A 25,722-nucleotide genomic window follows, 5' to 3' on the forward strand; every position below is an offset into this window, starting at 1 on the left:
TCTCCGGCTCGTTGTTGTGATGCGCGCATCGAGGCGCGCGGATACCGTCGTGTCGCTCGAATCGGTCAGGCCGCAAGCCGCACGGGCTCGCCGGCAATGTGCGCGCACACCGCGCGCGTCACCTGCTCGGTGGTCGCGCTGCCGCCCAGGTCGCGCGTGTGCAGCGACGGGTTGGCCGTGACGTGCTCCACCGCAGCCATCACGCGGCGCGCGGCCTCGGCCTCGCCCAGGTGCTCGAGCAGCATCACCACCGACCAGAAGGTGCCGACCGGGTTGGCCAGCCCCTTGCCCATGATGTCGAAGGCCGAACCGTGGATGGGCTCGAACATCGACGGATAGCGCCGCTCCGGGTCGATGTTGCCGGTGGGCGCAATGCCCAGGCTGCCCGCCAGCGCCGCAGCGAGGTCGCTGAGGATGTCGGCGTGCAGGTTGGTGGCGACGATGGTGTCGAGCGAGGCCGGGCGGTTGACCATGCGCGCGGTGCAGGCGTCGACCAGTTCCTTGTCCCAGCTCACGTCGGGGAACTCCTTCGAGATCTGCAGCGCGATCTCGTCCCACATCACCATCGCGTGTCGCTGCGCATTGCTCTTGGTGACCACGGTGAGCAGCTTGCGCGGCCGCGAACGAGCGAGCTTGAAAGCGAAACGCATGATGCGTTCGACGCCCGCGCGGGTCATCATGCTCACGTCGGTGGCTGCTTCGATGGGGTGGCCCTGGTGCACGCGGCCGCCGACGCCGGCGTATTCGCCCTCGGAGTTCTCGCGCACGATCACCCAGTCGAGCTGGCCGGGCGCGCAGCGCTTGAGCGGACCGTCGATGCCCGGCAGGATGCGCGTGGGCCGCACGTTGGCGTACTGGTCGAAGCCCTGGCAGATCTTCAGGCGCAGGCCCCAGAGCGTGATGTGGTCGGGAATGTGCGGATCGCCCGCGGAGCCGAAAAGAATCGCGTCTTTCTTGCGCAGCGCGTCGAGACCGTCGGCCGGCATCATCTCGCCGTGCGCGCGGTACCAGTCGCCGCCCCAGCCGAAGTCCTCGAAGCTGAAATGCAGGGCGCCGCCGGAGGCCGCGGCCAGCGCCTCCATCACCTGGCGCCCCGCCGGGATCACTTCCTTGCCGATGCCGTCGCCGGGAATGGTGGCAATGCTGTAGCTGCTCATCGATGTCCTTGTGTGCGCTGTAGTGGTGGTTGCCCACTGTAGGATCCGATGTGCCGAACGATTCATGCCGAAAGTGAATCCATCATTAACCTCAGTTCAACAATCGGATCGCTCATGGTTGCTCCGGTCCAGCCCGCCGACCTCGGCTTTTTCTCCTCGCTCGCGGCCTGCGGCAGCCTGAGCGCCGCAGCGCGCGAACTCGGCATCAGCACGCCTGCGGTGAGCAAGCGGCTCGCGCAGATGGAGACGCGCCTGGGCGTGACGCTGGTGAACCGCACCACGCGGCGCATGAGCCTCACGCCCGAGGGCGAGCTGTACGTGGCGCACGCGCGCCGCATCCTCGGCGAGATCGACGACATGGCGCAGCTGCTGGGCGGCGCGAAGGGCGAGGCGCAGGGCCTGCTGCGCGTGAACGCCACGCTGGGTTTCGGCCGCAGCCACGTGGCGCCGCTGATCTCGAAGTTCGCACGCAGGCATCCGCAGGTGGAGGTGCAGCTGCAGCTCTCGGTCAATCCACCGCCGCTGACCGACGACGCCTTCGACGTCTGCATCCGCTTCGGCGCGCCGCCCGAGGCCCGCGTGATCGCGCGGCGCATCGCGTCGAACCGGCGGCTGCTGTGCGCTTCGCCCGCCTACCTGGCGCGCGCCGGGCAGCCCAAGGTGCCCAACGACCTCACGCACCACCGCTGCATCGGCATCCGCCAGGGCGACGAGGCCTATGGCATCTGGCGGCTGAGCACCGGGCGCGGCACGGCGCAGCGCACCGAGGCCGTGAAGACGCGTGGCGCGCTCAGCACCAACGACGGCGAAATCGCGGTCAACTGGGCCCTGGACGGTCACGGCATCCTGATGCGCGCCGAGTGGGACATCGCGCGCTACCTGCGCAGCGGCCGGCTGGTTCAGGTGCTGGCCAACTACCGCACGCCCGACGCCGACATCTACGCGGTGTACCCGCAGCGCCACCAGCTGTCGGCACGCGTGCGAACTTTCGTCGACTTCATGGCCGCCGCGCTCGGAAAAGACGACATGCCGCCGAGGGCTTGAGCTTCGATCCGACAAGCGCGGACGGGTGTTTCTGCTACGGTGTTTTGAATCAATCGACACCCGACGAAAGGCCCGCCCATGCCGTCGCGCACGCTGCAGATCCTGCCGCCCGGCTTCATACCGCCGTACCTGCTGAGCCGCCTTGCCGAGCACGCCAGCGCGTCCATCAGCGCGCGTGCAGTGAACACGCTGACGATCGATCGCGAGCACCGCGCGCTGCGCGGCTTCGTGCCGCCAAAGCTTGCCTCGGGCACAGCGAGCACGACAGCCGCGCGGCCACGCCCGGCGCGGCCGAATTCACCGGAACGCGCCATCCACGACGCAGGCCACACAACCACGCTGCCGGGAAAGCTGGTGCGCACCGAGGGCAAGCCCGCCACCGGCGACATTGCGGCCGACGAGGCCTACGACTACCTGGGCGCAACCTGGCGTCTGTACCATGACGTGTACGAGCGCGACTCCATCGACGGCGCGAGCATGCCGCTGACCGGCAGCGTGCACTACGGCAAGGACTACGACAACGCCTTCTGGAACGGCGAGCAGATGGTGTTCGGCGATGGCGACGGCGAGGTCATGAACCGCTTCACCATCGCGGTGGACATCATCGGCCACGAGCTCACGCACGGCGTGATCGACCACGAGGCCGGCCTCGTCTACCAGGGGCAGCCCGGCGCGCTCAACGAATCGATCTGCGACGTGTTCGGCGTGCTCGTCAAGCAGCACTCGCTGCGGCAGACGGCGCAGCAGGCCGACTGGCTGATCGGTGCGGGCCTCTTCATGCCGAGCGTGAGGGCCAAGGCCCTGCGTTCGATGGCCGAGCCCGGCACCGCCTACGACGACCCGGTGATCGGCAAGGACCCGCAGCCGGCGCACATGAAGGACTTCGTCACCACCTCGCAGGACAACGGGGGCGTGCACATCAACTCGGGCATTCCGAACCGTGCCTTCTACCTGGCGGCCATGGCCATCGGCGGGCAGGCGTGGGAAACCGCAGGCCGTGTCTGGTACGACGCGGTATGCGACAAGCGCCTGCGCCAGGATGCCGATTTCGAGGCCTTCGCAACGCTCAGCACCGACGTCGCCTCGCGGCGCTTCGGCGCTGGCAGCGCGGTGCACAAGGCGGTGGCTGATGCCTGGCAAGGCGTGGGAGTGATTTCGCCATGATCCGCCTGCCGCCACTGGACAAGGCGACCATCGTGCGCGTGACGCGCGAGGGCGGGCTGGCCTACATGCCCGGCCTGTCGCAGCCGCGCAGCTTCCAGCTCGGCGACTGCACCGCCGAACTGCGCCAGCAGATAGGCGATGCGCTGCAAAGCGCGGTACCGCATGCGGGGCAGGCAGGTGCCACGTTGTCCAGCGGCGACCAGCGCTACTACCGTGTCGAGGTGCTCGTTGAAAGCGCCGGAGAAGACCAGAAGATTTCCGTGAGCTTCGAGGTGCCGGAAGCCGAGGCGCCCGAGGCGCTGGTGCACCTGTGGAAGGACGCGGGCAAGCGCTAGTTGCCCGAGACCACCGTGGCGACCAGCCACACGTTGGCCGCGCTGATCACGCCGAACAACAGCCAGGCCAGCGACTTCACCACCGGCCCGTTGGCAAAGCCGCCCATCATCGCGCGGCTGCTCGTGAAGCGGATCAGCGGCCACATCGCAAAGGGCAGCTGGAAGCTCAGCACCACCTGGCTGAGCACCAGCATCTTGCCCACGCCACCATCGCCGAACCACCAGACGCCGAGCCAGGCCGGGCCGAGCGCCAGCCCGCGCGTGATCAGCCGGCGCTGCCAGCACGGGATCTTCAGGTCGAGAAAACCTTCCATGATGATCTGGCCCGCGATGGTGCCGGTGAAGGTCGAGCTTTGCCCCGACGCCAGCAGCGCAATGCCGAACAACGTGGCCGCGAAAGCACTGCCGACGATGGGTTCGAGCAGCCGGTAGGCGTCGTCGATCTCGGTCACTTCGCGGTGTCCCGTGGCATGGAAGGCGCTGGCCGCGAGCACCATGATGGCCGCGTTGACCAGCAGCGCGAGCGACAGCGACACCACCGCGTCGAGCGTGCAGAAGCGCACCGCCTCGCGGCGCGCCGAATCGGTGTCGGCAATCAGCCGGGTCTGCACGATGGACGAATGCAGGTACAGGTTGTGCGGCATCACCGTCGCGCCGACGACGCCGATGGCCAGGTACAGCGCGCCCGGCTGGTGCAGCCGCTCCAGGCTCGGGCCGAAACCCATCGCCACGCCGAACCAGTTGGGCGGCGACATCGCCAGCTCGACGACGAAGCAGCCCGCGATGGTGCCGACCAGCCCGAGCACGATGGCCTCGACACGGCGGAAGCCCGCGCCCTGCAGGCCCAGCACCAGCAGCGTGTCGAAGGCCGTGATGGCGATGCCCACCGGAATCGATACGCCGAACAGCAGGTGCAGCGCGAGCGCACTGCCAAGCACCTCGGCGAGGTCGCAGGCCACGATGGCCAGCTCGGCGCCGAGCCACAGCAGGCGGTTGACGCGCGGCGAGTAGTGCTCGCGGCAGGCACGCGCCAGGTCCTTCTGCGCCACGAGCCCCAGCCGCACGCACAGCGTCTGCAGCAGCATCGCCGCGAGGCTCGCGAGCAGCACCACGAACAGCAGGCCGTAGCCGAAGCGAGAGCCGGCCTCGATGTCGGTCGCCCAGTTGCCCGGGTCCATATAGCCGACCGACACCAGCAGGCCGGGGCCCGCGTAGCGCATCAGCTTCTTGAAGAAAGGCAGGTCTTGCGGGACGGCCACGCTGCCTTTCACTTCGGAAGGGCAGAAGGGCGCAGTGGCCGTGCGGGGCAGCGGGAAGAACATGCGGGCGATGATAGGGACAAGGCCGTGGTGTTGTCGCGGACCGGACCAGCGCGACGGCGCCGAATCTCTTAGATTCGACCGTCCTACTACCTTAGCTACTGGAGACTCTTTCAATGATTCACGTCGTCGCCGTCATCACCGCCAAGCCAGGCCAGCGCGCCAAATTGCTCGAAGCCTTTGCCGCCAATCGCGCGGCCGTGCTGGCCGAAGAGGGCTGCATCGAATACGGCGCCACGGTCGATGCGCAGGGCATCCCGACTTCGAAGGCCAGCTTCGGCCCAGACACTTTCGTGGTCGTCGAGAAATGGCAAACGCTGGCACATCTGCAGGCGCATGCGGTTGCACCGCACATGAAGGCCCACAGCGAGAAGACGAAAGAGTTCACCGAGAGCAAGCTGATCCACGTGCTCGAACCGGTCTGAAGCCGGCCTGAGTTTCCCGCCTTCGCGCGCGGCGCGATGCGTGCTACCTTCGCGCCGGGGAGCAGGCATCGCGGATGCACCATGTATGCATCGCACGGCCGCATGGAGAGAGGGACTGCAGGCATGGCGATCTTTCGTTCGCGAGGTTTCCGCTTGCGCGCCTGGCTCGCGCCCGGCGCACTACTGGCCGCCCTTGTTCTGACGACCGGCTGCGCGCCGTTGTTGGCGCCGCCCTACGCGGCCGACTACGAGACGCTCGACCGCCTCGAGGCCACGCGCCCCGGCCCCGTGGCGCTCACGAAGGCACAGCCCACCGAAGCGGAAGACAAGGTCAACACCGTGCACCTTCGCAGCGCCAGGCTGCTGTCACCCAGCGGCAGCTTCGCGCAATACCTGCAAGACGCGCTGATGCGCGACCTCAGCGAAATCTCCGTCTACGACCCGAAGGCGCCCACGCGCATCGCGGCGCGCATCCTGGTCAACGAGATCGACCTCGGCGTGATCAACGGCACCGGCCGCATGGACGTCGAAGTCACCGTCACGCGCGAGGGCACGCAGCGCCTGCGCAAGACCTACCGCGCGGAGACCGCCTTCGATTCGAGCTACGCGAGCATCGTCGCCGTGCCGGCCGGACAGGCCGCGTACCCGCGCCTCGTGCGCGCCTTGCTGCGGCAGGTGTATGCCGATCCGCAGTTCGTGGCCGCCATCGGCCGCTGACGTCACAGGCCTGGAGGCGCTTCGATGATGATGTTCTTCTTACTTCCGATGACCGCGATTCGACGTGTTGCGGGCGCGGCACTCGTGGCACTGATGTCATCCATGCTCGCTGGCTGCGTGCATCCGATCACGATGATCACCGAGACCGCGCCGCAGCGTTCGCAGGCGCACCTGATTCAAAAGAAGGTCGCCTACGTGATGACCGATGCGGATCGCGACCTGGAAGTCATCACCCCCGGCGGCAGCGGCGACCGCGTGAGCTACTACCCGTACCGCGACCTGGAGAAGTCGATCCGCGATGCGCTGCGCGCGGTGTACCGCGACGTGGTGGTGCTGCGCACCGCCGGTGACGCGAAGGCGAACGAGGCGGCCGGCGTGTCGCTGGTGTTCGCGCCGCGCATCAAGACCGACTCCAGTTCATCGTCCTTCATCAGCTGGCCGCCGACCTCGTTCACGGCCGAGGTGTCGTGCGTGGTGACCGATGCTGCCGGCGCCGAGGTCACGCACGTGCGTGCGACGGGCAACGGCACTGCGGAGTTCGGCGAGTTCAAGGGCGACTTCGGATTGGCGGCTCGAAGGGCTGCAACGCGATTGACCTCGCAGCTGAGCAGCGAAATTCGCAGGAACGAGAAGCTGCGATAACGGTGGGCAAGAGCCCAATAAAAAACGCGCCCGAAGGCGCGTTTTTTGCTGAAGCCGCGAAGCCTTACTTCGAAACGACCTTCACCATCTCCAGGCACTTGTTCGAGTAGCCCCATTCGTTGTCGTACCAGCTCACGAGCTTCACGAAGGTGCCGTCGAGCGCGATGCCGGCTTCGGCGTCGAAGATCGAGGTGCGCGGGTCGCCGCGGAAATCGGTGGCCACGACCTTGTCTTCAGTGTAGCCCAGCACGCCCTTGAGCGCGCCTTCGCTCTGTGCCTTCATTTCGGCGCAGATTTCCTTGTACGTGGCTTCCTTCACCAGCTCGACCGTCAGGTCGACCACCGACACGTCGGAGGTCGGCACGCGGAAGCTCATGCCCGTGAGCTTCTTGTTGAGCTCGGGGATCACCACGCCCACGGCCTTGGCTGCGCCGGTGCTCGAAGGAATGATGTTTTCCAGGATGCCGCGGCCGCCGCGCCAGTCCTTGTTGCTCGGGCCGTCCACGGTCTTCTGCGTGGCGGTGGCTGCGTGCACGGTGGTCATCAGGCCGCGCTTGATGCCCCACTTGTCGTTCAGCACCTTGGCCAGCGGGGCCAGGCAGTTGGTGGTGCAGCTGGCGTTGCTGACGATGGCTTCGCCGGCGTACTTCTTGTCGTTCACGCCGTAGACGAACATGGGGGTGTCGTCCTTCGACGGTGCCGACAGAATGACCTTCTTCGCGCCCGCATCGATGTGCTTCTGCGCCGTTTCCTTGGTGAGGAAGAGGCCGGTCGATTCGAGCACGACGTCGGCACCGACTTCGTTCCACTTCAGTTGCGCGGGGTCGCGCTCCTGCGTCAGGCGGATCTTCTTGCCGTTCACGATCAGCGTGTTGCCTTCAACCGTGACTTCGCCCTTGAAGCGGCCATGCACCGAGTCGTACTGGAGCATGTAGGCGAGGTAGTCGGGCTCGAGCAAGTCGTTGATGGCAACGATCTCGATGTCGTTCTTGAAGTTCTGCACTGCTGCGCGCAGCACGTTGCGACCGATGCGGCCGAAGCCGTTGATACCGAGTTTGATAGCCATCTGACTTGCTCCTAAGGTTGAAAAACTTGTTTGTCGTGAACCGGCGCGATCAGTCGCGCAATGCGGCTTCCACCGTAGCGGCCACGTTCTCCGCCGTGAATCCGAAGTACTTGAACAGCTCCGGCGCGGGCGCCGATTCGCCGTACGTGTCGATGCCGACGACGGCGGCGCAGCCGTACTTCCACCAGCCGCCGGTGCAGCCCATTTCGACGGCGATGCGCGGCAGCTTCTTCGGCAGCACGGCCTTCTTGTAGGCGAGGTCCTGGCGGTCGAAGGTGGTGGTCGAGGGCATCGACACCACGCGCACGGCGATCTTCTTGTCGGCCAGCAGCTTCTGCGCGGCAATCGCGAGCTGCACTTCCGAACCGGTGGCGATGATCACGGCCACGGTCTTCTTGTTCTTCAGGCCGACGGCTTCCGGCTCGGACAGCACGTAGGCGCCACGGCTGATGTCGCCCAGCTCCGACTTTGCCGCGTAGGCGATGTTCTGGCGGCTCAGCAGCAGCGCCGTGGGGCGCGACTGGTTCTGCAGCGCCACGGCCCAGGCCACGGCAGTTTCCGCCGTGTCGCCCGGACGCCAGACGTCGAGGTTCGGAATGAGGCGCAGCGAGGCGGCGTGCTCGATCGACTGGTGCGTCGGGCCGTCTTCGCCCAGGCCGATGGAGTCGTGCGTGAACACGTGCACCACGCGGCGCTTCATCAGCGCGGCCATGCGGATGGCGTTGCGGCTGTAGTCGCTGAAGGTGAGGAAGGTGCCGCCGTAGGGGATGTAGCCGCCGTGCAGCGACACGCCGTTCATGATGGCGGCCATGCCGAATTCGCGCACGCCGTAGTTGATGTGGCGGCCGATCTGGCCTTCGGGGTGCTGTTCGGTGGGCTCGGTGCGGACCACGGCGCCGGTCTTGGCGTCGAAGCGCAGCGCGGGCGTGCTCTTGGTGTTGGTGAGGTTCGAGCCGGTCAGGTCGGCGCTGCCGCCGAGCATTTCGGGCAGCGCGGCCGTGAAGGCTTCGAGCGCGAGCTGGCTGGCCTTGCGGCTGGCCACGGTCTCTGCCTTGGTGTGGGCGGCGACCACGGTGTCGAAGGCGACCTGGTGGAAGTCCTTGGGCAGCTCGCCCTTCATGCGGCGGGTGAACTCGGCGGCGAGTTCGGGGAACGCGGCGGCGTAGGCGGCGAACTTGTCGTTCCAGGCGGCTTCGGTCTTGGCGCCGGCTTCCTTGTGGTCCCAGTCGGCGTACACCTCGGCCGGGATCTCGAAGGCCGGGTAGTGCCAGTCGATGGCGTCGCGCGTGAGCTTGATTTCTTCGGCGCCGAGCGCCTCGCCGTGCGCCTTGGCGGTGCCGGCGCGGTTCGGGCTGCCCTTGCCGATGACGGTCTTGCAGTTGATCAGCGTGGGCTTGTCGGTCGACTGCTTGGCCTTGGCGATGGCCTTGGACACTTCGGCGGCGTCGTTGCCGTCGATCGGGCCGATCACGTGCCAGCCATAGGCGTGGAAGCGTTCGGCCACGTTGTCGATGTACCAGGGCTTGACCTGGCCGTCGATGCTGATGCCGTTGTCGTCGTACAGCGCGATCAGCTTGTTCAGGTGCCAGGCGCCGGCGAGCGCGCAGGCTTCGTGGCTGATGCCTTCCATCATGCAGCCGTCGCCCAGGAAGGCGTAGGTGTGATGGTCGACCACGCCGTGGTCCTTGCGGTTGAACTCGGCGGCGAGCAGCTTCTCGGCCAGCGCGAAGCCCACGGCGTTGGTGATGCCCTGGCCCAGCGGGCCGGTGGTGGTTTCCACGCCCGGGGTCACATCGACTTCGGGGTGGCCGGCGGTCTTGCTGTGCAGCTGGCGGAAGTTCTTGAGCTCGCCGATGGGCAGGTCGTAGCCGGTGAGATGCAGCACCGAGTACAGCAGCATCGAGGCGTGGCCGTTCGAGAGCACGAAGCGGTCGCGGTCGAACCAGTGCGGGTTGGCGGGGTTGTAGCGCAGGTGTTCGCCCCAGAGTGCGACGGCCATGTCGGCCATGCCCATCGGTGCGCCCGGATGTCCGGAATTTGCTTGTTGGACGGCATCCATAGCCAGAGCGCGGATTGCGTTGGCCATCAGGGCGTGGTTTGCCATGTGCGGTGGACTTTCGGAGGGAAAAGGGAGGATTGGGGTCGGGAGAACCCGCGATTTTACCGGGCGAGCCCCAACCGGCCCCGATACGGCCTGAACACCCTTCCGATGTTCTTGTGCGGCGGGCGGACTGCTAGAGTTGCCACCCATGCATGGGCTGCACCTCACCGCCGACCTTCACGACTGCCAATGCGGCCTTCAATGGCTCACCGACGGCCCCGCCTTGGGGGCGGTCTGCATCAAGGCGGTGTCGGCCGCGGGGCTGCAGGCGGTGGGCAAGCTGGTCCACTCCTTTCCTGCCACGCCGCAGGGGCCGGGCGGGGTCACGGCCACGGTGCTGCTGGCCGAATCGCACCTGTGCATCCACACCTGGCCCGAGCAGCGCGGCGTGACGCTCGACGTGTACGTCTGCAACTTCGGCGGCGACCATTCGGCCAAGGCACATGCGCTGATGGAGTGCCTGGTGTCGCTGTTCCAGCCCCTTCATAGCGAACGCAACGAGCTGCAGCGCGGCCGGGTCTCGGCGTGAGCGCGGTGACCTCGGTGCGGGCGATGATCCTGGCCGCCGGGCGCGGCGAGCGCATGCGGCCGCTGACCGACGCCACGCCCAAGCCCCTGCTCGAAGTGCGCGGCAAGCCCCTGATGCAGTGGCCGATGGAGGCGCTGGCCGCCGGCGGGTTCACCGAGCTGGTGGCCAACACCGACTGGCTTGGCGCACAGATTTCTGACCGATTCGGCCTGACTCCCTTTCTGGATGGGCGTGTTGCGCTATCAATTTCATACTCCGACGAGGGCCGCGACTTCGGCGGCGCACTCGAAACGGCCGGCGGCATCGTCCGTGCGCTGCCTATGCTCGGCGACGTGTTCTGGGTCGCGGCCGGCGACGTGTTCGCGCCGGATTTCGCCTTCTCGCAGGCCTCGGTCGACCGTTTCATCGCCAGCGGCAAGCTCGCGCACCTGTGGCTGGTGCCGAACCCGGCGCACAACCTGAAGGGCGATTTCGGCCTCTCGGCGGACGGCCTCGCGCTCAACACCGCGCCCGAGAAGTTCACCTTCTCGACCATCGGCCTCTACCGCGCCGCGCTCTTCGCACCGCCGTACTGCGACATCCCCCCCGGCAACCCGGCCGGCCGCAAAGCCCCATTGGCGCCGATCCTGCGCGCCGCGATGGACAATGAACTCGTGAGCGCCGAGCTCTACACCGGCCCCTGGACCGATGTGGGCACCCCCGAACGACTCGCCCAACTGAACACCACGCCAAGATGACTTCAGCAGCAGCCTCCACGACGACGATCTACGCAGAGCGCCGCGCGCGCCTCGCCTCGCAACTGGGCAAGGACGGCATCGCGATCATCCCGACCGCGCCCGAGCGCCCGCGTAACCGCGACACCGACTTCCTGTACCGCCACGACAGCTACTTCTATTACCTGACCGGCTTCACCGAGCCCAACGCCTGGCTGGTGCTGGCGGGCGACGGCCGCGCCACGCTGTTCTGCGCGCCGAAGGACCTGGAGCGCGAGATCTGGGACGGCTACCGCCTCGGCCCGGACGCGGCGCCCGCGGCACTCGGCGTCGACGAGGCCTTCTCGGTTACCGACCTCGACGCGAAGCTGCCCAAGCTGCTCGAGAACCGCTCGACCGTGTGGTTCCCGTTCGCCATCCACAAGGGCCTGGAGACCCGCATCGACGGCTGGCTGCAGTCGGTGCGCGCCCGCGTGCGCTACGGCGCGCTGTGCCCCGAGGAACAGCGCGACCTGTGCGGCCCGCTCGACGAAATGCGCCTGATCAAGGACGCGCACGAGCAGGACATCATGCGCCGCGCCGCGCAGATCAGCGCCCGTGCGCACGTCCGCGCGATGCAGCTGTCGGCCCGCATGCTGCGCGAGGGCAAGGATGCGCGCGAGTACCACCTCGACGCCGAGCTGCTGCATGAATTCCGCCTCGGAGGCTCGCAGTACCCGGCCTACTACTCCATCGTCGCGGCCGGCGCCAATGCCTGCGTGCTGCACTACCGCGCCGACGCGGCGCCGGTGCGCAAGGGCGAGCTGGTGCTGATCGACGCGGGCTGCGAACTCGACGGCTATGCCAGCGACATCACGCGCACCTTTCCGGGCGACGGCAAGTTCAGCGGCCCGCAGCGCGCGCTGTACGACCTGGTGCTGGCCAGCCAGGACGCCGCGGCCGCCGCCACCAAGGCCGGCAACCGCTTCACCGACCCGCACGACGCCGCGGTGAAGGTGCTGGCGCAGGGCATGCTCGACTTCGGCCTGCTCGATGCCAACAAGGTCGGCGGCGTGCAGGACGTGATCGACTCGCGCGCCTACTTCCAGTTCTACATGCACCGCACCGGCCACTGGCTCGGCATGGACGTGCACGACTGCGGCAGCTACGTCGAGCCCACCCAGGTCGGCGAGGTGAGCGAGCGGAAAGATCCTCTGTCCAACGAGGTCATCAAGAACCGGCCGAGCCGCATCCTGCATCCCGGCATGGTGCTGACGCTGGAACCCGGCATCTACGTGCGGCCCGCCGACGGCGTGCCGGAGCAGTTCCACAACATCGGCATCCGCATCGAGGACGACGCGATCGTCACGGCCACCGGCTGCGAGCTCATTTCGCGCGGCGTGCCCGTGAAGGCGGACGAGATCGAGGCGCTGATGCGGGCCTGACGCCCGGACGCCATGAACGTCCAGCCGCTGGCCGCCCGCTACGCCATCGAAACGACGCCCGGCGGCGGGCTTCGGGCCGTGGTGCCCGCGCGCAAGCACTGGCTGCTTCTGCTCTTCATGTGCGTGTGGCTGACTGGCTGGTGCTTCGGCGAGTTCACGGTCGCGAACCAGCTGCTGCACCCGACCCGCCACGACACCGACCGGTGGTTCCTCACGCTCTGGCTCACGGGTTGGACCCTCGGTGGTGCATGGGCATTCTTCTGCGTGTTGTGGCAGGTCTTCGGCCGCGAACTGATTTCGGTCGAAGAAGGGTCGCTGGTTCATCGCGTCGAAATCTGGGGCCTGGGGCGCACGCGCGCCTATGCGGTCCATGCGATTTCGCGCCTGCGGGTCGTCGAGTTCTCGTTCGATGTCTTCCGCAATCAACGCGCCGCGATGCCGCCGCTGTTCGGCGCGGGCATGGGACCGATCGCGTTCGACTACGGGCAGCGCACCTTCAGGATCGCGCCTTCGCTCGACGAGGCCGAGGCCCGTTCGCTGGTCACGATTTTGGCCGAGCGGTTGCCGCGCGCTGTGCGCGAGCTGTAGCGGGCCGGCGCGATCGCGGTGCCGACGCATTCTTGACGGCCCGCTGCGACACCGGCGGCGGCGCATGCCGCGCCTGCAGGAAGTCGATGAACACCCGCAGCTTGCGCGGCATCTGCGCGCGGCTTGGGTAATACAGGTAGAAGCCCGGAAAGGTCGGCCACCAGGGCTCCAGCAGCGGCACCAGCTTGCCGCTTGCAAAGTCGTCGCGCACCGCGCCCTCGAAAGACGTTGCAATGCCCGCGCCCGAGCGTGCGGCCGCCAGCAGCAGGTCGCTGTCGTTGCTGACCAGCGGGCCGGCGAGTTCGACGTCCAGCACGCGGCCGTCCTGCGCGTATTCCCAGCGATAGATGCCGCCCGTGGTCAGGCGGTAGTTCAGGCACTGGTGCTCGCGCAGGTCTTCGGGCGTGCGCGGCAGCTTGCGTCCCTTCAGGTAGCTGGGCGCCGCGTAGGTGACCATGCGCACCGGCCCGCCCACCGGCACGGCGATCACGTCCTGCGCCAGGCTTTCGCCGAGGCGGATGCCGGCATCGAAGCCACCTTCCACGAGATCGACCATGCGGTTGTCGCAGACGAACTCGAGCGTGATGTCCGGGTAGGCGGCGGCGAACGCGCCGAAGTGCGGAAAGAAGAGCAGCTCCGCCGCCACGCGCGAGACATTCAGGCGCAGCAGGCCGGCCGGCTTGTCGCGCGCCTCGTCGATGCCTTCGACCGCCTGCGCGAGCGCGGCCAGCGCGGGCTGCGCACCTTCGAGAAACTGCTGGCCCAGTTCCGTCACGCCAACGCGGCGCGTGGTGCGGTCGAGCAGGCGCACGCCGAGCTTCTGTTCGAGCGTGCGCATGGTCTGCGAGAGGGCCGAGGGCGACACGCCCAGCTCCTGCGCGGCGCGCGTGAAGCTGGCGTGGTGCGCCACGCGGGCGAAGGCGGCAATGGCGGGCAGGAGCTCGGGGGACATGGCGGCCATTATGAAGACGGGCTTCACAAAGAAGCCATGGCCGCCGCGCTGCTAGCTCATGCGTCGAAGCGCACGACGAGTTGCGTTCCCGTATAGGTCGGCGTGACCTTGAAACCCGGCGCGTTGATGGCCGAGAACCGGCCGGTCAGCGCGCCGCTGCTGATGACCGTGAGCGTGTCGCCTGCGCTGGGCGCAAAGCCGGGCTTGAAGCTCAGGGTCAGCGTTCCGTCCAGCGCGGCCACGCCGGCCACGCTCAGGCGGCCGGCGCCATTGCCGCCGAGATTCAGCTGCAGCGTCGTGCCTGCCAGCTGGGTGTAGGCGCCCGCCATCGTGACCGTCGAAGGCGCATTGCAGACCAGCGTGCCGCCACCGACGTAGACATTGCCCTTGCCGAAGGCCGCTGCGGCATCCGCCTGCAGCGTGCCTTCTGCGAGTTGCGTGCCGCCCGTGTAGCTGTTGCTGCCGCCGAGCGCGAGCGTGCCGCTGCCCTTCTTGGTGAGCTTGCCGGCGCCGGAGATGTTGTTGCGCCAGCTGTCCAGCGCATTGAAGCCGCCAAGGCTGGCGTCCATGGTCACGACCACGTCGCCGTTGAAGACGCCATAGCCGTCGGCTGCGTCGAACAGGTTGAGGCGGCCCCAGCCTTCAGGGTCGTCCATCACCGGGTAGCCCGAGGCTACGGCCGTGGTCTTGAGCACCACGCGGCGCTGGGTGGCGTCGAGGTACGGCAGGCGCGTTTCGAGCAGCACTTCGGCGCCCTTGGGCACCACGGCGGGCTTGGTCGCATCGGCCACCTGCTTGAAGCCGAAGGTCAGGCGGCGCAGGTAGTCGGCCTTGCTCGCGGCGTGGTCGGCGAAGCGGTCGGCCGCGGTGCCTTGCGAATGGGCGAAATTGTTGAAGGCGGTTGCATCGCTCGCGCCCACCGCGGCCATCAGCACGGTCTGCGCCTGTGCGTAGGCCGCGCTCTTGCGCGCGACGTTGGCGCCGGTGGAAAGACTCGCTGTCGCCACGGCCTGCCCGTGCAGTCGCCCACCGACCACGTCCAGCGGCGAATGCATGCCCGCAAGAATCCGGTTCTCTCCGAGTTCGAGGCCACGCGCCACCATTTCCTGGAAGCGCTGCGGCACGACGTAGGCGGAGGCGATGGCATCGCGCACCGCCTCGGCCGTGTGGCCGCTCACGAAGCCGCCGTCGGTGGCGGGCGTGCCGCTCTTGGCGGGCTCCAGCGCGGGCACCACCTTCACGCTGCTGCTCCAGCGCCAGGGACGCGCGTATTTGTAGAAGCGCTTGGCGGGCTCGGTGGAGCCGTTCTCGCCGATGTTCTTGAGCAGGTCGACCACCGTGCCGAAGGCCGGGTTCGCGGCACCGGCCACGCCCACATCGTTGCCGCCGTCGTTATAGAGCACCGTGGTGGCGTCCGGTGCGATGCCGGTGATGGTGGTGACCTGCTGCGTGGCTGTGCGCCAGGCGTTGGTGAGTGGACCCATGCCGTCGCTGATGCTGTAGCCCTTGCCGCGGCGGTCGTCCAGGTAGGCGGCCAGTTCCTGCGCGCTGGTGCGCGCATTGGTGACGTCGACGACGTACTGGATATTGCTGTTCAACACCCCGCTGCTGAGGATCTTGCCGTCGGTCGCGTCGCCCGGAATGCCGCTCCATGTGGATGCAACGACTGCCGGAAAGCTGCCCAGCGCGGGGGCCGACACGCCTGCATCGACCAGCAGCGTGCTGGGCTGCCAGAAGTCGAGGAAGCCGGCCACCACGCGCACGCCGGCGTTGGTTTCCTTGGTCGCGTAGCGCGCATCGCCGCGCTGGTTGGTCGCGACGTTGTCGACGAAGGGTGGGATGGCGACCGCATCGGGCACGGGCGCGGTGTCGGTGAAGCCCAGGTCCTTTGGCGGGCCAGCCACCACGACGGCGGGCGGATTCGTGGTTGCCGGCGGTGTGCCGGTGATGGGAAACGAGGCGCCGCCGTCGCTGCCTCCTCCGCATGCCGAGAGGCACAGGGCCGCGACAAGAGTGATGGCGAAGGGGCGGCTGAAAGACGAAAGGGGCGACATGGCGAAATGGATGGAAAGATTGAAAACGCAAGCGAACCGGACCGGTCGTCCGATGCAGTCCGCGCAATCTATCCACGCAACAAGTCGTTTTTATTAATAATCATCTGGCCGAGGGCACAGGTAGGGTCCTGAGCCAGTTAACAAGAGCCCGCCCGGGTCATTTCCCAGCCCATGCCCACCGTCCTGCTGATCGACGATCACGCCATGTTCCGCGAGGGCCTGCGCAACGCCGACATCGCGCAGCGGCTGAGCACCACCGAGCGAACCGTGAAGGCGCACATCTCGGCCATCTTCGCCGGGCTCGAGGTGAACAGCCGCACCCAGGCCGTGATCGTGGCCCGCCGTGCCGGGCTCCTGGGCCGCCGCCCTCGCTAGTTTGTGTTATGGCGCTTGCCATTGGCCTTTGGTCCAATGCGCCGCACAAGAGCCCGGCCTAGCATCGAGGCCGATCGTTCCACCACCACAACACACACCCAGATTTCTACATGCTTGATATTCCGCAAACCAGATTCGACGAACTCGGAAAGAGCCTCTCCGAGTACTACGAGAAAGAAATGTCAGCAGGTGTGCGCATGCTCCTCGACCGGATGCGCACCAAGGACTGGGGCGTGGTGAGCGCGGCCGTCGTCCAGAAGACCGACCTGGTCGAGCGGACCTGGGATGCCTTCCGCGCCAAGTCGAACGACAGCTTCAGCGTGCCGTTCAAGAAGAAGCTCACCATGCTGCTGGGCGAGTACTGCGGCAACACCGCCGACATGCAGAAGCTGGTGCTCAAGGGCGTTGCCGCCGTGGCCAAGGCGGGGCTGGGCGCCATTCCAGTGCCCGGCGCCAAGTACCTCAAGCAGGTGGTGACTGGCACCGTCAAGCTCGGTGGCCTGATCGTCGGCGAGGCCGAAGGCGGCCTCGACCGCTACCTGCACGGCAAGAGCATCCGTGAGGCCGACGGCGTGATCGCCAAGCGCGGCAACGAGGACGCCGCAGCGCTCTTTCGCGACGACCGCGATGCGATGGCCGCCGCGGAAGCGGCCATGTCGCAGTACAAGCACATCGCCAATCTGATCAATTCCATGCCGGACCAGATCACTGGCCTGAACGACGCCGTGCTCTATCCGGGCGTGGCGGCCAAGGTGCGCATGGCCGCGTCCGACCTGCGCCAGCAACTCATCAAGATCAACGCCTACGTGGAAGGCATGCAGGTGCGTGCCGAGCGCGTTGCCGAGCTGATGCACAAGGACACCGACCAGATCTCGGAACGCATGGTCGATATCGCCAAGGACGTGGTGTTCAATGCGTATCACACGGCCCGCGCGGATGCGCGACAGGTGCTGACAGGCATGAACCCCAAGGGCAAGCCGTACCAGCCCGTCAGCAAGCCGGTGCTCAAGCCGCCGTCGGCGAACGAGGGCGGCGCCACGCAGCTGGCCAACCTGGTCGCCTATGCGCTGGCGCTGGGCAACTACGACGCCTTCGAAATTTCGACGCCCACGCTGGTGTCTTCTTCCAATCCCGCCGTGCCTGTCGGCCGTTCACTCGGCAATGCCGTGGCGCCCATCGGCGGGCAGCCGCCGCGCATCCCGCCACCGGTGCCACCGCGGCCCTGGGTCCGCTGATCAGGCCTCGGGAGGAATGCCGGGGCCGGCGTCCCACACCTCGACGCGAAGGGCATTGCCCGCGCGCCGGCAGCCGACCAGCACTCCACCGTGCTTCGTGTGACGGATGGCGTTGTCGACCAGGTTGCGCAGGATGCGGTCGAGCAGCGCCGTGCCTGCCAGCGTGCAGCGGCGCCAGCGATGCAGGGCCGCGCCGTCTTCTGCAACGCGGTAGCACCACGCACCCCAGCCACGAGCGGCAGTCAGCACTGCGTTGGCTGCGGCCCGAGTGGCCAGCTGCGCATGCGGCACAACGCGGTACAGCGCTGCGATGACCAGCGCCACTGTGGGCATGACGCCGAGCAGGGCAAAGGGCAGATTGCGCCTCAGTGCGGCCATTCTTGAAGCGGCGCTTCATAAAGCTTGAAGGTGGCACGGCTTTGTTCCATGGCGTCCGGCAGGTAACTTTGTCGCCAGGCCAACGCTGGCATTTCACCTCGAAAGGACATTCACCATGAAGCTCGACAACTACCTCACCCTCGGCCGCTCCGGCCTGCGCGTCAGCCCCATGTCGCTGGGCACGATGACCTTCGGCCAGGAATGGGGCTGGGGCGCGGACGCGGGCGAATCGCGCCGCATGTTCGATGCGTACGTGGACCGCGGCGGCAACTTCATCGACACCGCCAACTTCTATACCAACGGCAGCTCGGAACGGCTGCTGGGCCAGTTCATCGCCGACAGGCGCGAGTCGGTGGTCGTGGCCACCAAGTACTCGCTCAACATGCAGCCGGGCAACCCGAACGCGGGCGGCAACCATCGCCGCAACATGGTCCGCTCGGTGGAGGCCAGCCTGAAGCGCCTGGGCACCGACTACATCGACCTGCTATACCTGCACATCTGGGACAACCTGACGCCCTTCGACGAAGTGATGCGCGCCTTCGACGACCTCGTGCGCTCGGGCAAGGTGCTGTACGCGGGCATCTCCGACACGCCGGCCTGGCAGGTCGCGCGCATGCAGACGCTGGCCGAGCTGCGCGGCTGGGCGCCGCTGGTGGCGCTGCAGATCGAATACAGCCTGATCGAGCGCACCGTGGAGCGCGAACTGCTGCCGATGGCACACGAACTCGGGCTGGGCGTGATGGCGTGGTCGCCGCTGGGCAGCGGTGTGCTGTCGGGCAAGTACACGCGCGCCGACCTGGACTATCGCAAGGACCCCGATTCAGGCGTGACGGGCTCGCGCAAGGACGTGGCCGCTGGCAACGGCGCGCTGAACGCCCGCTCGCTCGATATCGCCGGCGTGGTCGCGCAGGTTGCGAAGGAGCAGGGCCGCTCGCCCGCGCAGATCGCGCTGGCGTGGCTGCTGCACCGTAGTGCACCGACGGTGATGCCGATCATCGGCGCGCGCACTTTCGCGCAGTTCGAGGACAACCTCGGCGCGCTCGATGTGGAGCTCGACGGCTCCGTGCTGCAGCGCCTCGATGCGGCCAGCGCCGTGGCGATGGGCTTCCCGCACGACTTCATGGCGCTGCCGATGACGCAGGGCGTGCTCTCGGGCGGCAGCTCGGTGCGGCGCGCAGCATGAAGCAGCGTCTGAAGGTCGCGGTGGTGGCGACGCCGGGCGGTCGGCATGTGGTGATCCCGGCCTCGCGCCACGGCGCGCTGCGCATCACGTGACCGACGCCGCCAGCAGCAAGCTGCACAGCGTGACCGACGCAGCGGCAAATGCGATCCAGTGAAAGCGCCGCGGCGCATAGCTGAGCAGCCCCACCGTGGCCAGCGCGGCTGCCGTGAGCGCGCCCAGCCAGAGCACCCAGCCGATCGTGCTGCCCGCCGCCCGCAGGCTCGCGACCAGCGACAGGCACAGCAGCGCGGCGCCACCCAGTTGCAGCCAGCGCCGCCACGGGCCCGGCGTGCTGCCGCGGCCGAAGACGTCTTCGCTGTGGCGGTCCATCGCGAGGCTCAGCGCGCAGAAGCCCGCGAGCGATGCGGCGAACACGAGGCCGAGGAGCAGCGAGTCCGTCGTCATGAACCCTGGCCCGAAGTGGCGAGCGTCGATGGTGGTGGTTGCGTCTTCGCTGCCGCCTGCTTCGCAATCGACTTGCGCCGCTTGCGCTCCACGATCCATGCCGCGCCCGCGAGCCCCAGGCCCAGCGCGATCACGACCAGGTCGAAGCCCGCCACCGAGGTCGGGCCGGTGCGCAGGCTCACGGTCAGCGGCGCGGGGCCGGTGAACGCATTGAGCACCGGCAGCCCCGCGAACAGCAGCGCGCCCAGCGCAAGCTGCGCCTGCCACATGCGCAAGGTGGGACGCAGCAGGCCCAGCACGGCAGTCGCGCCCCAGACGATGAAGAACCAGCGGATCTCCGCCTCGCCACGCTCGGCCACGTCGACCGGCAGCAGGCGGTTGGCCCAGAAGAAGGCGGCCATCGCGACGGGCAGGCCGGCGATGGCGCCGAGATTCAGTCCGTCGACCAGCCGCAGCCCGAAGCTGACGCGCCCGCCCTGCTTGAGCGTCTTCGCGAACTTCTGCCGCTCCTTCACGGCCCACATCAGAAGCCCCGTCGCAACCATCAGGCAGCCCGCGAGCCCCGAGAGGAAGAACAGCGCGCGCAGCAGCGGATCGCCAAAGCGTCCGATGTGCAGGCCGTAGAGCACGCCGCGCGTCTCGGCCGCCGGCTTGGGCACGTCGCCGAACGCGCCGATCAATGCGCCGGTCGCGCCGTTGAACTGCATCGACGGCTGGTCGTACGACAGCTGCGGCCCCTCGGCGCGCGTGAGCGAGACCACCGCGTTGGCGTCGTTGGGCTGATGCACCGTGACACGGCCCACCGCCGCGCCGCCCCAGTGCGCGGAGGCCTGCGCCATCATCGGCGCGATGGGCGCGCGCGGCACCCTGTTGCCCGAGGCCTTGATCTGGTCGCGGCCACCGCCTGGGAAGGCCTCGGAGAAAAAGGCCTGCTCGCCGCCGCGGTCCTTGTAGGCCACCTGCGGGCCCCAGGGCATGTACATGAACATCAGCGTGACGAGGCCCGTGTACGTGATCATCAGGTGATAGGGCAGTGCGAGCACGGCCGTCACGTTGTGCGCGTCGAGCCACGAGCGCTGGCCCTTCTTCGGGCGGAAGGTGAAGAAATCCTTGAAGATGCGCTTGTGCGTGACGATGCCGCTGAAGATCGCCACCAGCATGAACATCGCGCAGAAGCCGACGATCCAGCGTGCCCACAGCGCGGGCATGTAGTGCAGGTCGAAGTGCAGCCGGTAGAAGAATTCGCCGCCGCGCGTGACGCGCGGTGCGCTGACGGCTTCGCCGGTGGCGGGGTCGAGCGAGGCGCGGTCGAAGCGGCGGCGGGGTTTCTCGCCTGGCTTGGCACCAGTAGCTGCTGCTGCGCCGGCCGGTGCGGGCGGCGCGAGGTACAGCACGTCGGTCGACGGCTGGCGCTCATTCGGCAGGTTGATGAACCAGCGCGGGCTGTCCGCGGCACGTTGCTGCAGATAGGCCACGGCGCTCTCGACGGCCTTGACGGGCGGCACAGCGTTCTGCGCGACTGCATGCAGCTCCGGCTTCATCCAGAACGTGGTCTCGTCCTTGAAATACGAAGCCGTGCCGGCCGCGAACACCATGAACAGCACCCAGCCGACCAGCAGGCCCGACCAGGTGTGCAGCCAGGCCATCGACTGGCGGAAGCCCTCCTTCATGCGGCGCCTCCGGTGGCGCGCATGAGCAGCAGCAACAGCGCGGCCAGCGGCGCCGCGACGATGACGAGGCCGGACCAGGCCCGCAGCGCAGTGCGCGCAGCAAAAACCCACATCACCGCGAACGCGAAGATGGCGAAGGAAGCGAGCGTGCCGGTCATCGCGGCTTCGCTGCGGGCCATGCCGAAGGCGGCGGGCAGGCAGAGCGCGAGCACGGCGGCGGACAGGGCGGCGATGCCGTAGCCGCCGAAGATGGCCGCAACCGCACGTGAGGCCACGCCTAGGCGATAACGAACGCCGATGGTCACGGCGCGCGCCGGACGGCGGGCGGGGTCGTTCGGAGATTCATGAAGAGGGAAAAGGACTGACGAAGATGAGAATGATACTCATCTGAAGAAAGCTTTCCCCTGCCACCCAACCTGCGAGCCGGGGCTTTCGCTCCGGCTATGGCAACTTACTTCGCCTGCAGCAGCGCCCCGACTTCCAGCAGCACCAGCTCGTTGTCATCCGCCTTGTTCGGCTCGCGGCTGCTCGAGAAGGGCAGGTTGTTGTCGTTGCCGACCACGATGTGCGTGGCATCGACCACGTCGACGTTCTCGATCGTGAAGAACGGGAACTTGAGCACGCCGTCGTTCAGCGGCTTGCGCGCGAGCTTGTCGGGGTCGGCGATGTTCAGCAGGTCGATGTAGCCGATCTTGCGCACCGGGCCGCCCACGTTCGCGTCGTTCAGCTCGACCTTGTAGACGCGCTTGAACTTGGCGATGTCGTGGAAGCAGTCGGTGCGCTTCTGGCCTTCGGGGCAGGCCTTGTCGCTCGTGCCTTCGCCGTTGTCGCGCTCGATGATGAGGCCCGTGGTGCCGTCGATCATGTTGAAGTCGCCGATGGCGTTGCCATTGGCTTCGAGCACGTACTTCCAGTGACGGCCGGTCCACTTCTCGGTGGCCACGTCGAACTCCAGCACGCGCAGCGCTTCCTTGCCTTCGACCTTTTCGTAGTCCTTGGCCTCGGCGTTCCACACCGGGCCTTCGAGCAGCGCATAGAGCTTGCTGCCATCCTTCGACGAGGCCATGCCTTCGAAACCCTTGGAGCGTTTGATCTGGAAGTCGACCGCGCCACCCGGTGCGCCCGGCGTGGTCACGGCCGGATGGTCGGGCGAGCGCACGACCTTGCCGTCGACCTGCGTGTCGAACACCGCGAGCACCTTGCCCTTCAGGTCGGCCTTGATGAGGAAGGGGCCGAATTCTTCGCCGATCCACAGCGCGCCGCCGGCGAACTGAAAGCTCTCGGGGTCGAAGTCGGAGCCCGTCAGGTAGCGCTGCTTGGTGCCTTCGTGGACGATGCGGAAGGGCACCTTCTTGTCGGGGTCGTGCAGGAAGATGGTGTTGATGCGATTGAGCTTGCCGCCCTTGAAGTCCACCTTGTAGTGGTTCAGGTAGAGCATGAAGTCGGGCGAGTTGGCCTTGGCGCCCGCACCGTTGTCAGTGAGGATCCAGAAGCTGCCGTCGTCCATCTTCTTGATGCCCGAATGGCCCTGCAGGGGCTGGCCCTTGAAGGGCACCGACACGCCCGTGCCGCGGCCGCCCGACAGGCCTTCGACCGTGCCGACCGCCTCGACGCGCTTGCCGGTCGTGAACTTGCCGCTGACCTGCAGGTCGGCCGGCGCGTCCTTGGGCGCGGCCACAAAGCTTTGCGCAGGCAGCACGGCGTGGCCGGAGAGCGTAGCGGGGAAGGCGGTCTGTGCAGCCGCGGCGCCGCATGCGAGTGCAGCGGCAAGGGCAACGAAGGACAGGGAGGCAAGACGTGTCATGAGCAGGAAAGTGTTCAAGTCGAAAACGCGTGACCATGCCGAGGGGGCGTGACGCCGCCATGACATCCCTTCAGGGAGCGATGTCGACCGTCACTTCGCGCGACTCGGCGCGCCCCTGGTCGTCGACCGCGCGCAGCACATAACGCCGACCCGACGCCGCGAGGTCAGGCATCCACATGATGCCTTCGCCGGGCGCGGCGCGGCCGATGAGCGCATCGTCGGCAAACCAGTAGATCGCCTGCGTGCCCGCAGCGGCTTCGGCGCGCAGCACCAGAGGTTCGGGCTTCTTCACGCGCAGTGTGTGGCGCACGCCGCGCAGGGGCGAGGTGATGAGTGGCGCGCTTTCCGGTGTGTCGCCGTCTTTCTCGCAGCCATCGGCCGGTGCGCTCGCGCGCGGCAGGCCGGCCTGGCGGAACAGGCGGCGCATGTCGCTGCCCCATTGCTCCACCACCTGCTGGCGCGCATTCGGTTGCGGGCCGCAGACCACCTTGCCGGTCGTCTCGTCGACCCACACCGCGCGGTGCAGGTTGCTGACCTGGATCGGCGACTTGCCGGCGATGAACCACGTCATGGTGCGCACCGGACACAGCGCATCGGGCAGGCCGCCCGTCGCAGCGCAGACTTCGACCTGCCGCAAGTCGGGCGGCTGGCGCGACGCGACCTCGCCGGGGTCGAGCCGCTCGGCGCGCAGCGCATCGACCATGCGCAGGAACAGCGGCGCGGCCGCATCGACGCCCACCAGCGCGGGGTTGCTGGTGCCGTCGAAGTTGCCCACCCACACCACCAGCACGTGCCGGCCGAACACGCCGGCCGTCCACGCATCGCGAAAGCCCCATGACGTGCCCGTCTTCCATGCGATAGCGGGGCGCGCGGGCAGCGTGGTGTCGGGGCGCGGCGTGTGGCGCAGCATGTCGAGCGTGATGAAAGAAGCCTCCTCGCTCAGCAGGCGCAGCGGCTGCGCGGGCCGCTCGTCGGGCGCGGGCTGCGTGTAGCGAATGGGCTGCGAGATGCCGCCGTTGGCCAGCGTCGCGTACATGCCCGCCAGCTCCTCGGGCGTGACCTCGCCACCACCCAGCACCAGCGCAAGGCCGTAGTGCGATTCGCTCTGCAGCTTCTGCACGCCCGCAAGCCGCATGAAGTCGTAGAGCCCCGGCTTCGAGAGCTTGGCGGCCACGGCGACTGCGGGCACGTTGCGGCTGCGGATCAGCGCCTCCTGCGCGGGCAGCGGGCCGGCGAAGCGATGGTCGAAGTTCTCGGGCGTGTAGGGGCCGAAGGAGGTAGGCGCATCCTTCAGCATCGTCTTCGGATGCAGCAGCCCCTGGTCGAGCGCCAGCGCGTAGATGAAGGGCTTGAGCGTAGAGCCCGGCGAGCGCCTGGCCAGCACGCCGTTGACCTGTCCCGAGATGGCGTCGTTGCGAAAGTCGGCCGAGCCGATCATCGCGCGCACCTGCATGGTCGAGGCGTCGAGCAGCAGCGCGCTCGCGTTGGTCATGCCCACGTCGGCATGCGTGCGCAGGTACTGGCCCATCACGCGTTCGAGCGTGGCCTGCATGCGCAGGTCGATGGTGGTGCGCACCTCCTGCACGCCGCGCTCCTGCGCGAGCAGCATGTCGGTGGCGTGCGGCGCAAGAAAGGGCAGGCTGCCGCGCGACTGCGCCGACAGCGCGAGCTGCGCATCGGGCGCGTGCTGCTTCGCGGTCGGGTCGCGCTCGGCCCACAGTGCCCACAGGCGTTCGCGCGCAGATTGCAGCTCGGCATTGCGGCCGCGCTCGGCGATGCGCTTGACGGGGTTCTGCGGAATCACTGCAAGCGTCAGCGCTTCGGGCAGGCTGAGCTTCGCGGCGTCCTTGCGGAAGTAGATGAGGCTCGCGGCCTGCACGCCTTCGATGTTGCCGCCGTAGGGCGCGGTGTTGAGATACGCCTCCAGGATGTCGTGCTTGCTGAAGCGCGCTTCGAGCCACAGCGCCGCGAAGATCTGCGCGACCTTGCCGGTGGGCGTGCGGCTGTCGATGCCGTAGACGCGGCGCGCGAGCTGCATCGTGAGCGTGGAGCCGCCCTGCCTGCGTTCGCCGCTGGCAATGCGCCAGGCGCTGCGCGCCAGCGCGGCGGGGTTGACGCCGGGGTGCGCATAGAAGCGCCGGTCTTCGTACAGCAGCACCGCGTCGACCAGCGTGGGCGAGATGCGATCGAGCGGCACCCAGAGTCGGTATTGCTCGTCGCCTGCGAGCGTGAGGCGCAGCAGCTCGCCGCCTTGCGCATACACGGCGCGGGAGCTGCCGACGGTTTCGCTCAGCGCCGCATGCGGCCACAGGCGCAGCAGCGCGAGCACGAAGACAGCCGCCAGCGCCCACAGCGCGGGCTTGCGCAGCCTTCTTCGTGCAAACGCGATGCCGATGCGCATGG

Annotated in this window: 25 protein-coding genes; 13 read left to right on the forward strand and 12 right to left on the reverse strand. The window is 67.8% G+C overall.

Annotated features, from left to right (window positions below; genetic code table 11):
• Positions 1-65: 65 nt before the first annotated feature.
• Positions 66-1,157, reverse strand: a complete 1,092-nt coding sequence (locus ACTG4X_RS00425) for a tartrate dehydrogenase (protein WP_093055082.1) — start codon at positions 1,155-1,157, stop codon at positions 66-68.
• Between the two features lie 114 nt (positions 1,158-1,271).
• Between ACTG4X_RS00425 and ACTG4X_RS00430 the strand changes: the two genes are divergently transcribed.
• From ACTG4X_RS00430 to ACTG4X_RS00440, 3 genes are all read left to right on the forward strand, one after another.
• Positions 1,272-2,201 (forward strand): LysR family transcriptional regulator, encoded by a 930-nt coding sequence (locus ACTG4X_RS00430; protein ID WP_093055080.1) that lies wholly within the window; start codon positions 1,272-1,274, stop codon positions 2,199-2,201.
• A 78-nt stretch (positions 2,202-2,279) separates the two neighbouring features.
• Positions 2,280-3,365: a M4 family metallopeptidase gene (locus ACTG4X_RS00435; protein ID WP_440533031.1), complete on the forward strand. Its 1,086-nt coding sequence runs from the start codon at positions 2,280-2,282 to the stop codon at positions 3,363-3,365.
• Positions 3,362-3,700 carry a protealysin inhibitor emfourin gene (locus ACTG4X_RS00440; RefSeq protein ID WP_093055076.1) on the forward strand — a complete coding sequence of 113 codons (339 nt, stop codon included), beginning with the start codon at positions 3,362-3,364 and terminating at the stop codon, positions 3,698-3,700. The genes ACTG4X_RS00435 and ACTG4X_RS00440 overlap by 4 nt, the downstream gene beginning before the upstream one ends.
• Here ACTG4X_RS00440 and ACTG4X_RS00445 read toward each other — a convergent pair.
• Complete coding sequence (locus tag ACTG4X_RS00445) at positions 3,697-5,022, reverse strand: Nramp family divalent metal transporter (RefSeq protein WP_093055074.1); 1,326 nt, start codon at positions 5,020-5,022, stop codon at positions 3,697-3,699. The two genes, ACTG4X_RS00440 and ACTG4X_RS00445, sit on opposite strands and share 4 nt — an antisense overlap.
• A gap of 113 nt (positions 5,023-5,135) precedes the next feature.
• On the opposite strand from ACTG4X_RS00445, the gene ACTG4X_RS00450 reads away from it, so the two are divergent.
• The 3 genes from ACTG4X_RS00450 to ACTG4X_RS00460 all read left to right on the forward strand — a co-directional run bounded on the left by ACTG4X_RS00450 (position 5,136) and on the right by ACTG4X_RS00460 (position 6,803).
• Positions 5,136-5,444 (forward strand): putative quinol monooxygenase, encoded by a 309-nt coding sequence (locus tag ACTG4X_RS00450; RefSeq protein ID WP_093055072.1) that lies wholly within the window; start codon positions 5,136-5,138, stop codon positions 5,442-5,444.
• 123 nt (positions 5,445-5,567) lie between these two features.
• The gene (locus tag ACTG4X_RS00455) at positions 5,568-6,161 is read left to right on the forward strand and encodes a hypothetical protein (RefSeq protein ID WP_440533032.1); all 594 of its coding nucleotides are present in this window, start codon (positions 5,568-5,570) and stop codon (positions 6,159-6,161) included.
• A gap of 93 nt (positions 6,162-6,254) precedes the next feature.
• Positions 6,255-6,803 (forward strand): hypothetical protein, encoded by a 549-nt coding sequence (locus ACTG4X_RS00460; RefSeq protein ID WP_256329039.1) that lies wholly within the window; start codon positions 6,255-6,257, stop codon positions 6,801-6,803.
• A 64-nt stretch (positions 6,804-6,867) separates the two neighbouring features.
• Here the strand turns inward: ACTG4X_RS00460 and gap are convergent, their stop codons facing one another.
• Together gap and tkt are read right to left on the reverse strand one after the other, a co-directional pair.
• Positions 6,868-7,869 carry a type I glyceraldehyde-3-phosphate dehydrogenase gene (gene gap / locus ACTG4X_RS00465; protein WP_093076388.1) on the reverse strand — a complete coding sequence of 334 codons (1,002 nt, stop codon included), beginning with the start codon at positions 7,867-7,869 and terminating at the stop codon, positions 6,868-6,870.
• 49 nt (positions 7,870-7,918) lie between these two features.
• The gene (gene tkt / locus ACTG4X_RS00470) at positions 7,919-9,973 is read right to left on the reverse strand and encodes a transketolase (protein WP_440533033.1); all 2,055 of its coding nucleotides are present in this window, start codon (positions 9,971-9,973) and stop codon (positions 7,919-7,921) included.
• Positions 9,974-10,118: 145 nt separating this feature from the next.
• Between tkt and ACTG4X_RS00475 the strand changes: the two genes are divergently transcribed.
• From ACTG4X_RS00475 to ACTG4X_RS00490, 4 genes are read left to right on the forward strand one after another with little or no spacing between them, the layout of a single operon-like run.
• Positions 10,119-10,499 carry an S-adenosylmethionine decarboxylase family protein gene (locus ACTG4X_RS00475; protein WP_093055064.1) on the forward strand — a complete coding sequence of 127 codons (381 nt, stop codon included), beginning with the start codon at positions 10,119-10,121 and terminating at the stop codon, positions 10,497-10,499.
• A 23-nt stretch (positions 10,500-10,522) separates the two neighbouring features.
• Positions 10,523-11,236 (forward strand): nucleotidyltransferase family protein, encoded by a 714-nt coding sequence (locus tag ACTG4X_RS00480; protein WP_440534453.1) that lies wholly within the window; start codon positions 10,523-10,525, stop codon positions 11,234-11,236.
• The gene (locus ACTG4X_RS00485; RefSeq protein ID WP_093055063.1) at positions 11,233-12,636 is read left to right on the forward strand and encodes an aminopeptidase P N-terminal domain-containing protein; all 1,404 of its coding nucleotides are present in this window, start codon (positions 11,233-11,235) and stop codon (positions 12,634-12,636) included. Before ACTG4X_RS00480 ends, ACTG4X_RS00485 begins: the two co-directional genes overlap by 4 nt.
• Positions 12,637-12,648: 12 nt before the next feature.
• On the forward strand, positions 12,649-13,224 hold the full coding sequence (locus ACTG4X_RS00490) for a hypothetical protein (RefSeq protein WP_440533034.1): 576 nt from the start codon (positions 12,649-12,651) through the stop codon (positions 13,222-13,224).
• Here ACTG4X_RS00490 and ACTG4X_RS00495 read toward each other — a convergent pair.
• Together ACTG4X_RS00495 and ACTG4X_RS00500 are read right to left on the reverse strand one after the other, a co-directional pair.
• Positions 13,178-14,176, reverse strand: coding sequence for a LysR family transcriptional regulator (locus ACTG4X_RS00495; protein WP_093076653.1), 999 nt, complete (start codon positions 14,174-14,176; stop codon positions 13,178-13,180). The genes ACTG4X_RS00490 and ACTG4X_RS00495 overlap by 47 nt on opposite strands.
• A gap of 56 nt (positions 14,177-14,232) precedes the next feature.
• Positions 14,233-16,230, reverse strand: coding sequence for a phosphatase PAP2 family protein (locus ACTG4X_RS00500; RefSeq protein WP_440533035.1), 1,998 nt, complete (start codon positions 16,228-16,230; stop codon positions 14,233-14,235).
• 171 nt (positions 16,231-16,401) lie between these two features.
• On the opposite strand from ACTG4X_RS00500, the gene ACTG4X_RS00505 reads away from it, so the two are divergent.
• Positions 16,402-16,605 (forward strand): response regulator transcription factor, encoded by a 204-nt coding sequence (locus tag ACTG4X_RS00505; RefSeq protein WP_440533036.1) that lies wholly within the window; start codon positions 16,402-16,404, stop codon positions 16,603-16,605.
• Between the two features lie 197 nt (positions 16,606-16,802).
• Positions 16,803-17,840, forward strand: coding sequence for a hypothetical protein (locus tag ACTG4X_RS00510; RefSeq protein ID WP_143062575.1), 1,038 nt, complete (start codon positions 16,803-16,805; stop codon positions 17,838-17,840).
• On the opposite strand, the gene ACTG4X_RS00515 is transcribed toward ACTG4X_RS00510, so the two are convergent.
• Positions 17,841-18,218 (reverse strand): ATP-binding protein, encoded by a 378-nt coding sequence (locus ACTG4X_RS00515; protein WP_440533037.1) that lies wholly within the window; start codon positions 18,216-18,218, stop codon positions 17,841-17,843.
• 115 nt (positions 18,219-18,333) lie between these two features.
• Between ACTG4X_RS00515 and ACTG4X_RS00520 the strand changes: the two genes are divergently transcribed.
• Complete coding sequence (locus ACTG4X_RS00520) at positions 18,334-19,401, forward strand: aldo/keto reductase (protein WP_440533038.1); 1,068 nt, start codon at positions 18,334-18,336, stop codon at positions 19,399-19,401.
• Positions 19,402-19,485: 84 nt separating this feature from the next.
• Here ACTG4X_RS00520 and ACTG4X_RS00525 read toward each other — a convergent pair whose 3' ends face one another.
• From ACTG4X_RS00525 to pbpC, 5 genes are all read right to left on the reverse strand, one after another.
• Complete coding sequence (locus tag ACTG4X_RS00525; protein ID WP_093076403.1) at positions 19,486-19,845, reverse strand: DUF3325 domain-containing protein; 360 nt, start codon at positions 19,843-19,845, stop codon at positions 19,486-19,488.
• Complete coding sequence (locus tag ACTG4X_RS00530; protein WP_440533039.1) at positions 19,842-21,515, reverse strand: PepSY-associated TM helix domain-containing protein; 1,674 nt, start codon at positions 21,513-21,515, stop codon at positions 19,842-19,844. Before ACTG4X_RS00530 ends, ACTG4X_RS00525 begins: the two co-directional genes overlap by 4 nt.
• The gene (locus tag ACTG4X_RS00535) at positions 21,512-21,820 is read right to left on the reverse strand and encodes a DUF3649 domain-containing protein (RefSeq protein WP_440533040.1); all 309 of its coding nucleotides are present in this window, start codon (positions 21,818-21,820) and stop codon (positions 21,512-21,514) included. Before ACTG4X_RS00535 ends, ACTG4X_RS00530 begins: the two co-directional genes overlap by 4 nt.
• 146 nt (positions 21,821-21,966) lie before the next feature.
• Positions 21,967-23,319 (reverse strand): esterase-like activity of phytase family protein, encoded by a 1,353-nt coding sequence (locus tag ACTG4X_RS00540; RefSeq protein WP_440533041.1) that lies wholly within the window; start codon positions 23,317-23,319, stop codon positions 21,967-21,969.
• A 70-nt stretch (positions 23,320-23,389) separates the two neighbouring features.
• The gene (gene pbpC, locus ACTG4X_RS00545) at positions 23,390-25,720 is read right to left on the reverse strand and encodes a penicillin-binding protein 1C (RefSeq protein WP_440533042.1); all 2,331 of its coding nucleotides are present in this window, start codon (positions 25,718-25,720) and stop codon (positions 23,390-23,392) included.
• Positions 25,721-25,722: the final 2 nt, after the last annotated feature.

Origin of the sequence: Variovorax sp. YR566 (assembly GCF_051992195.1) — a bacterium.
In the GTDB taxonomy this organism is placed as follows: Bacteria; Pseudomonadota; Gammaproteobacteria; order Burkholderiales; family Burkholderiaceae_C; genus Variovorax.

Excerpts from the sequence above, each read along its gene's own strand:
- ACTG4X_RS00540 (WP_440533041.1), bottom strand. The coding sequence starts at position 23,319 with ATGACACGTCTTGCCTCCCTGTCCTTCGTTGCCCTTGCCGCTGCACTC.
- ACTG4X_RS00430 (WP_093055080.1), top strand. The coding sequence starts at position 1,272 with ATGGTTGCTCCGGTCCAGCCCGCCGACCTCGGCTTTTTCTCCTCGCTC.
- ACTG4X_RS00520 (WP_440533038.1), top strand. The coding sequence starts at position 18,334 with ATGAAGCTCGACAACTACCTCACCCTCGGCCGCTCCGGCCTGCGCGTC.
- ACTG4X_RS00480 (WP_440534453.1), top strand. The coding sequence starts at position 10,523 with ATGATCCTGGCCGCCGGGCGCGGCGAGCGCATGCGGCCGCTGACCGAC.
- ACTG4X_RS00525 (WP_093076403.1), bottom strand. The coding sequence starts at position 19,845 with ATGACGACGGACTCGCTGCTCCTCGGCCTCGTGTTCGCCGCATCGCTC.
- ACTG4X_RS00500 (WP_440533035.1), bottom strand. The coding sequence starts at position 16,230 with ATGTCGCCCCTTTCGTCTTTCAGCCGCCCCTTCGCCATCACTCTTGTC.
- gap (WP_093076388.1), bottom strand. The coding sequence starts at position 7,869 with ATGGCTATCAAACTCGGTATCAACGGCTTCGGCCGCATCGGTCGCAAC.
- ACTG4X_RS00450 (WP_093055072.1), top strand. The coding sequence starts at position 5,136 with ATGATTCACGTCGTCGCCGTCATCACCGCCAAGCCAGGCCAGCGCGCC.
- ACTG4X_RS00445 (WP_093055074.1), bottom strand. The coding sequence starts at position 5,022 with ATGTTCTTCCCGCTGCCCCGCACGGCCACTGCGCCCTTCTGCCCTTCC.
- tkt (WP_440533033.1), bottom strand. The coding sequence starts at position 9,973 with ATGGCAAACCACGCCCTGATGGCCAACGCAATCCGCGCTCTGGCTATG.
- ACTG4X_RS00460 (WP_256329039.1), top strand. The coding sequence starts at position 6,255 with ATGTCATCCATGCTCGCTGGCTGCGTGCATCCGATCACGATGATCACC.
- pbpC (WP_440533042.1), bottom strand. The coding sequence starts at position 25,720 with ATGCGCATCGGCATCGCGTTTGCACGAAGAAGGCTGCGCAAGCCCGCG.
- ACTG4X_RS00490 (WP_440533034.1), top strand. The coding sequence starts at position 12,649 with ATGAACGTCCAGCCGCTGGCCGCCCGCTACGCCATCGAAACGACGCCC.
- ACTG4X_RS00510 (WP_143062575.1), top strand. The coding sequence starts at position 16,803 with ATGCTCCTCGACCGGATGCGCACCAAGGACTGGGGCGTGGTGAGCGCG.
- ACTG4X_RS00475 (WP_093055064.1), top strand. The coding sequence starts at position 10,119 with ATGCATGGGCTGCACCTCACCGCCGACCTTCACGACTGCCAATGCGGC.
- ACTG4X_RS00515 (WP_440533037.1), bottom strand. The coding sequence starts at position 18,218 with ATGGCCGCACTGAGGCGCAATCTGCCCTTTGCCCTGCTCGGCGTCATG.
- ACTG4X_RS00485 (WP_093055063.1), top strand. The coding sequence starts at position 11,233 with ATGACTTCAGCAGCAGCCTCCACGACGACGATCTACGCAGAGCGCCGC.
- ACTG4X_RS00455 (WP_440533032.1), top strand. The coding sequence starts at position 5,568 with ATGGCGATCTTTCGTTCGCGAGGTTTCCGCTTGCGCGCCTGGCTCGCG.
- ACTG4X_RS00425 (WP_093055082.1), bottom strand. The coding sequence starts at position 1,157 with ATGAGCAGCTACAGCATTGCCACCATTCCCGGCGACGGCATCGGCAAG.
- ACTG4X_RS00435 (WP_440533031.1), top strand. The coding sequence starts at position 2,280 with ATGCCGTCGCGCACGCTGCAGATCCTGCCGCCCGGCTTCATACCGCCG.
- ACTG4X_RS00530 (WP_440533039.1), bottom strand. The coding sequence starts at position 21,515 with ATGAAGGAGGGCTTCCGCCAGTCGATGGCCTGGCTGCACACCTGGTCG.
- ACTG4X_RS00440 (WP_093055076.1), top strand. The coding sequence starts at position 3,362 with ATGATCCGCCTGCCGCCACTGGACAAGGCGACCATCGTGCGCGTGACG.
- ACTG4X_RS00505 (WP_440533036.1), top strand. The coding sequence starts at position 16,402 with ATGCCCACCGTCCTGCTGATCGACGATCACGCCATGTTCCGCGAGGGC.
- ACTG4X_RS00495 (WP_093076653.1), bottom strand. The coding sequence starts at position 14,176 with ATGTCCCCCGAGCTCCTGCCCGCCATTGCCGCCTTCGCCCGCGTGGCG.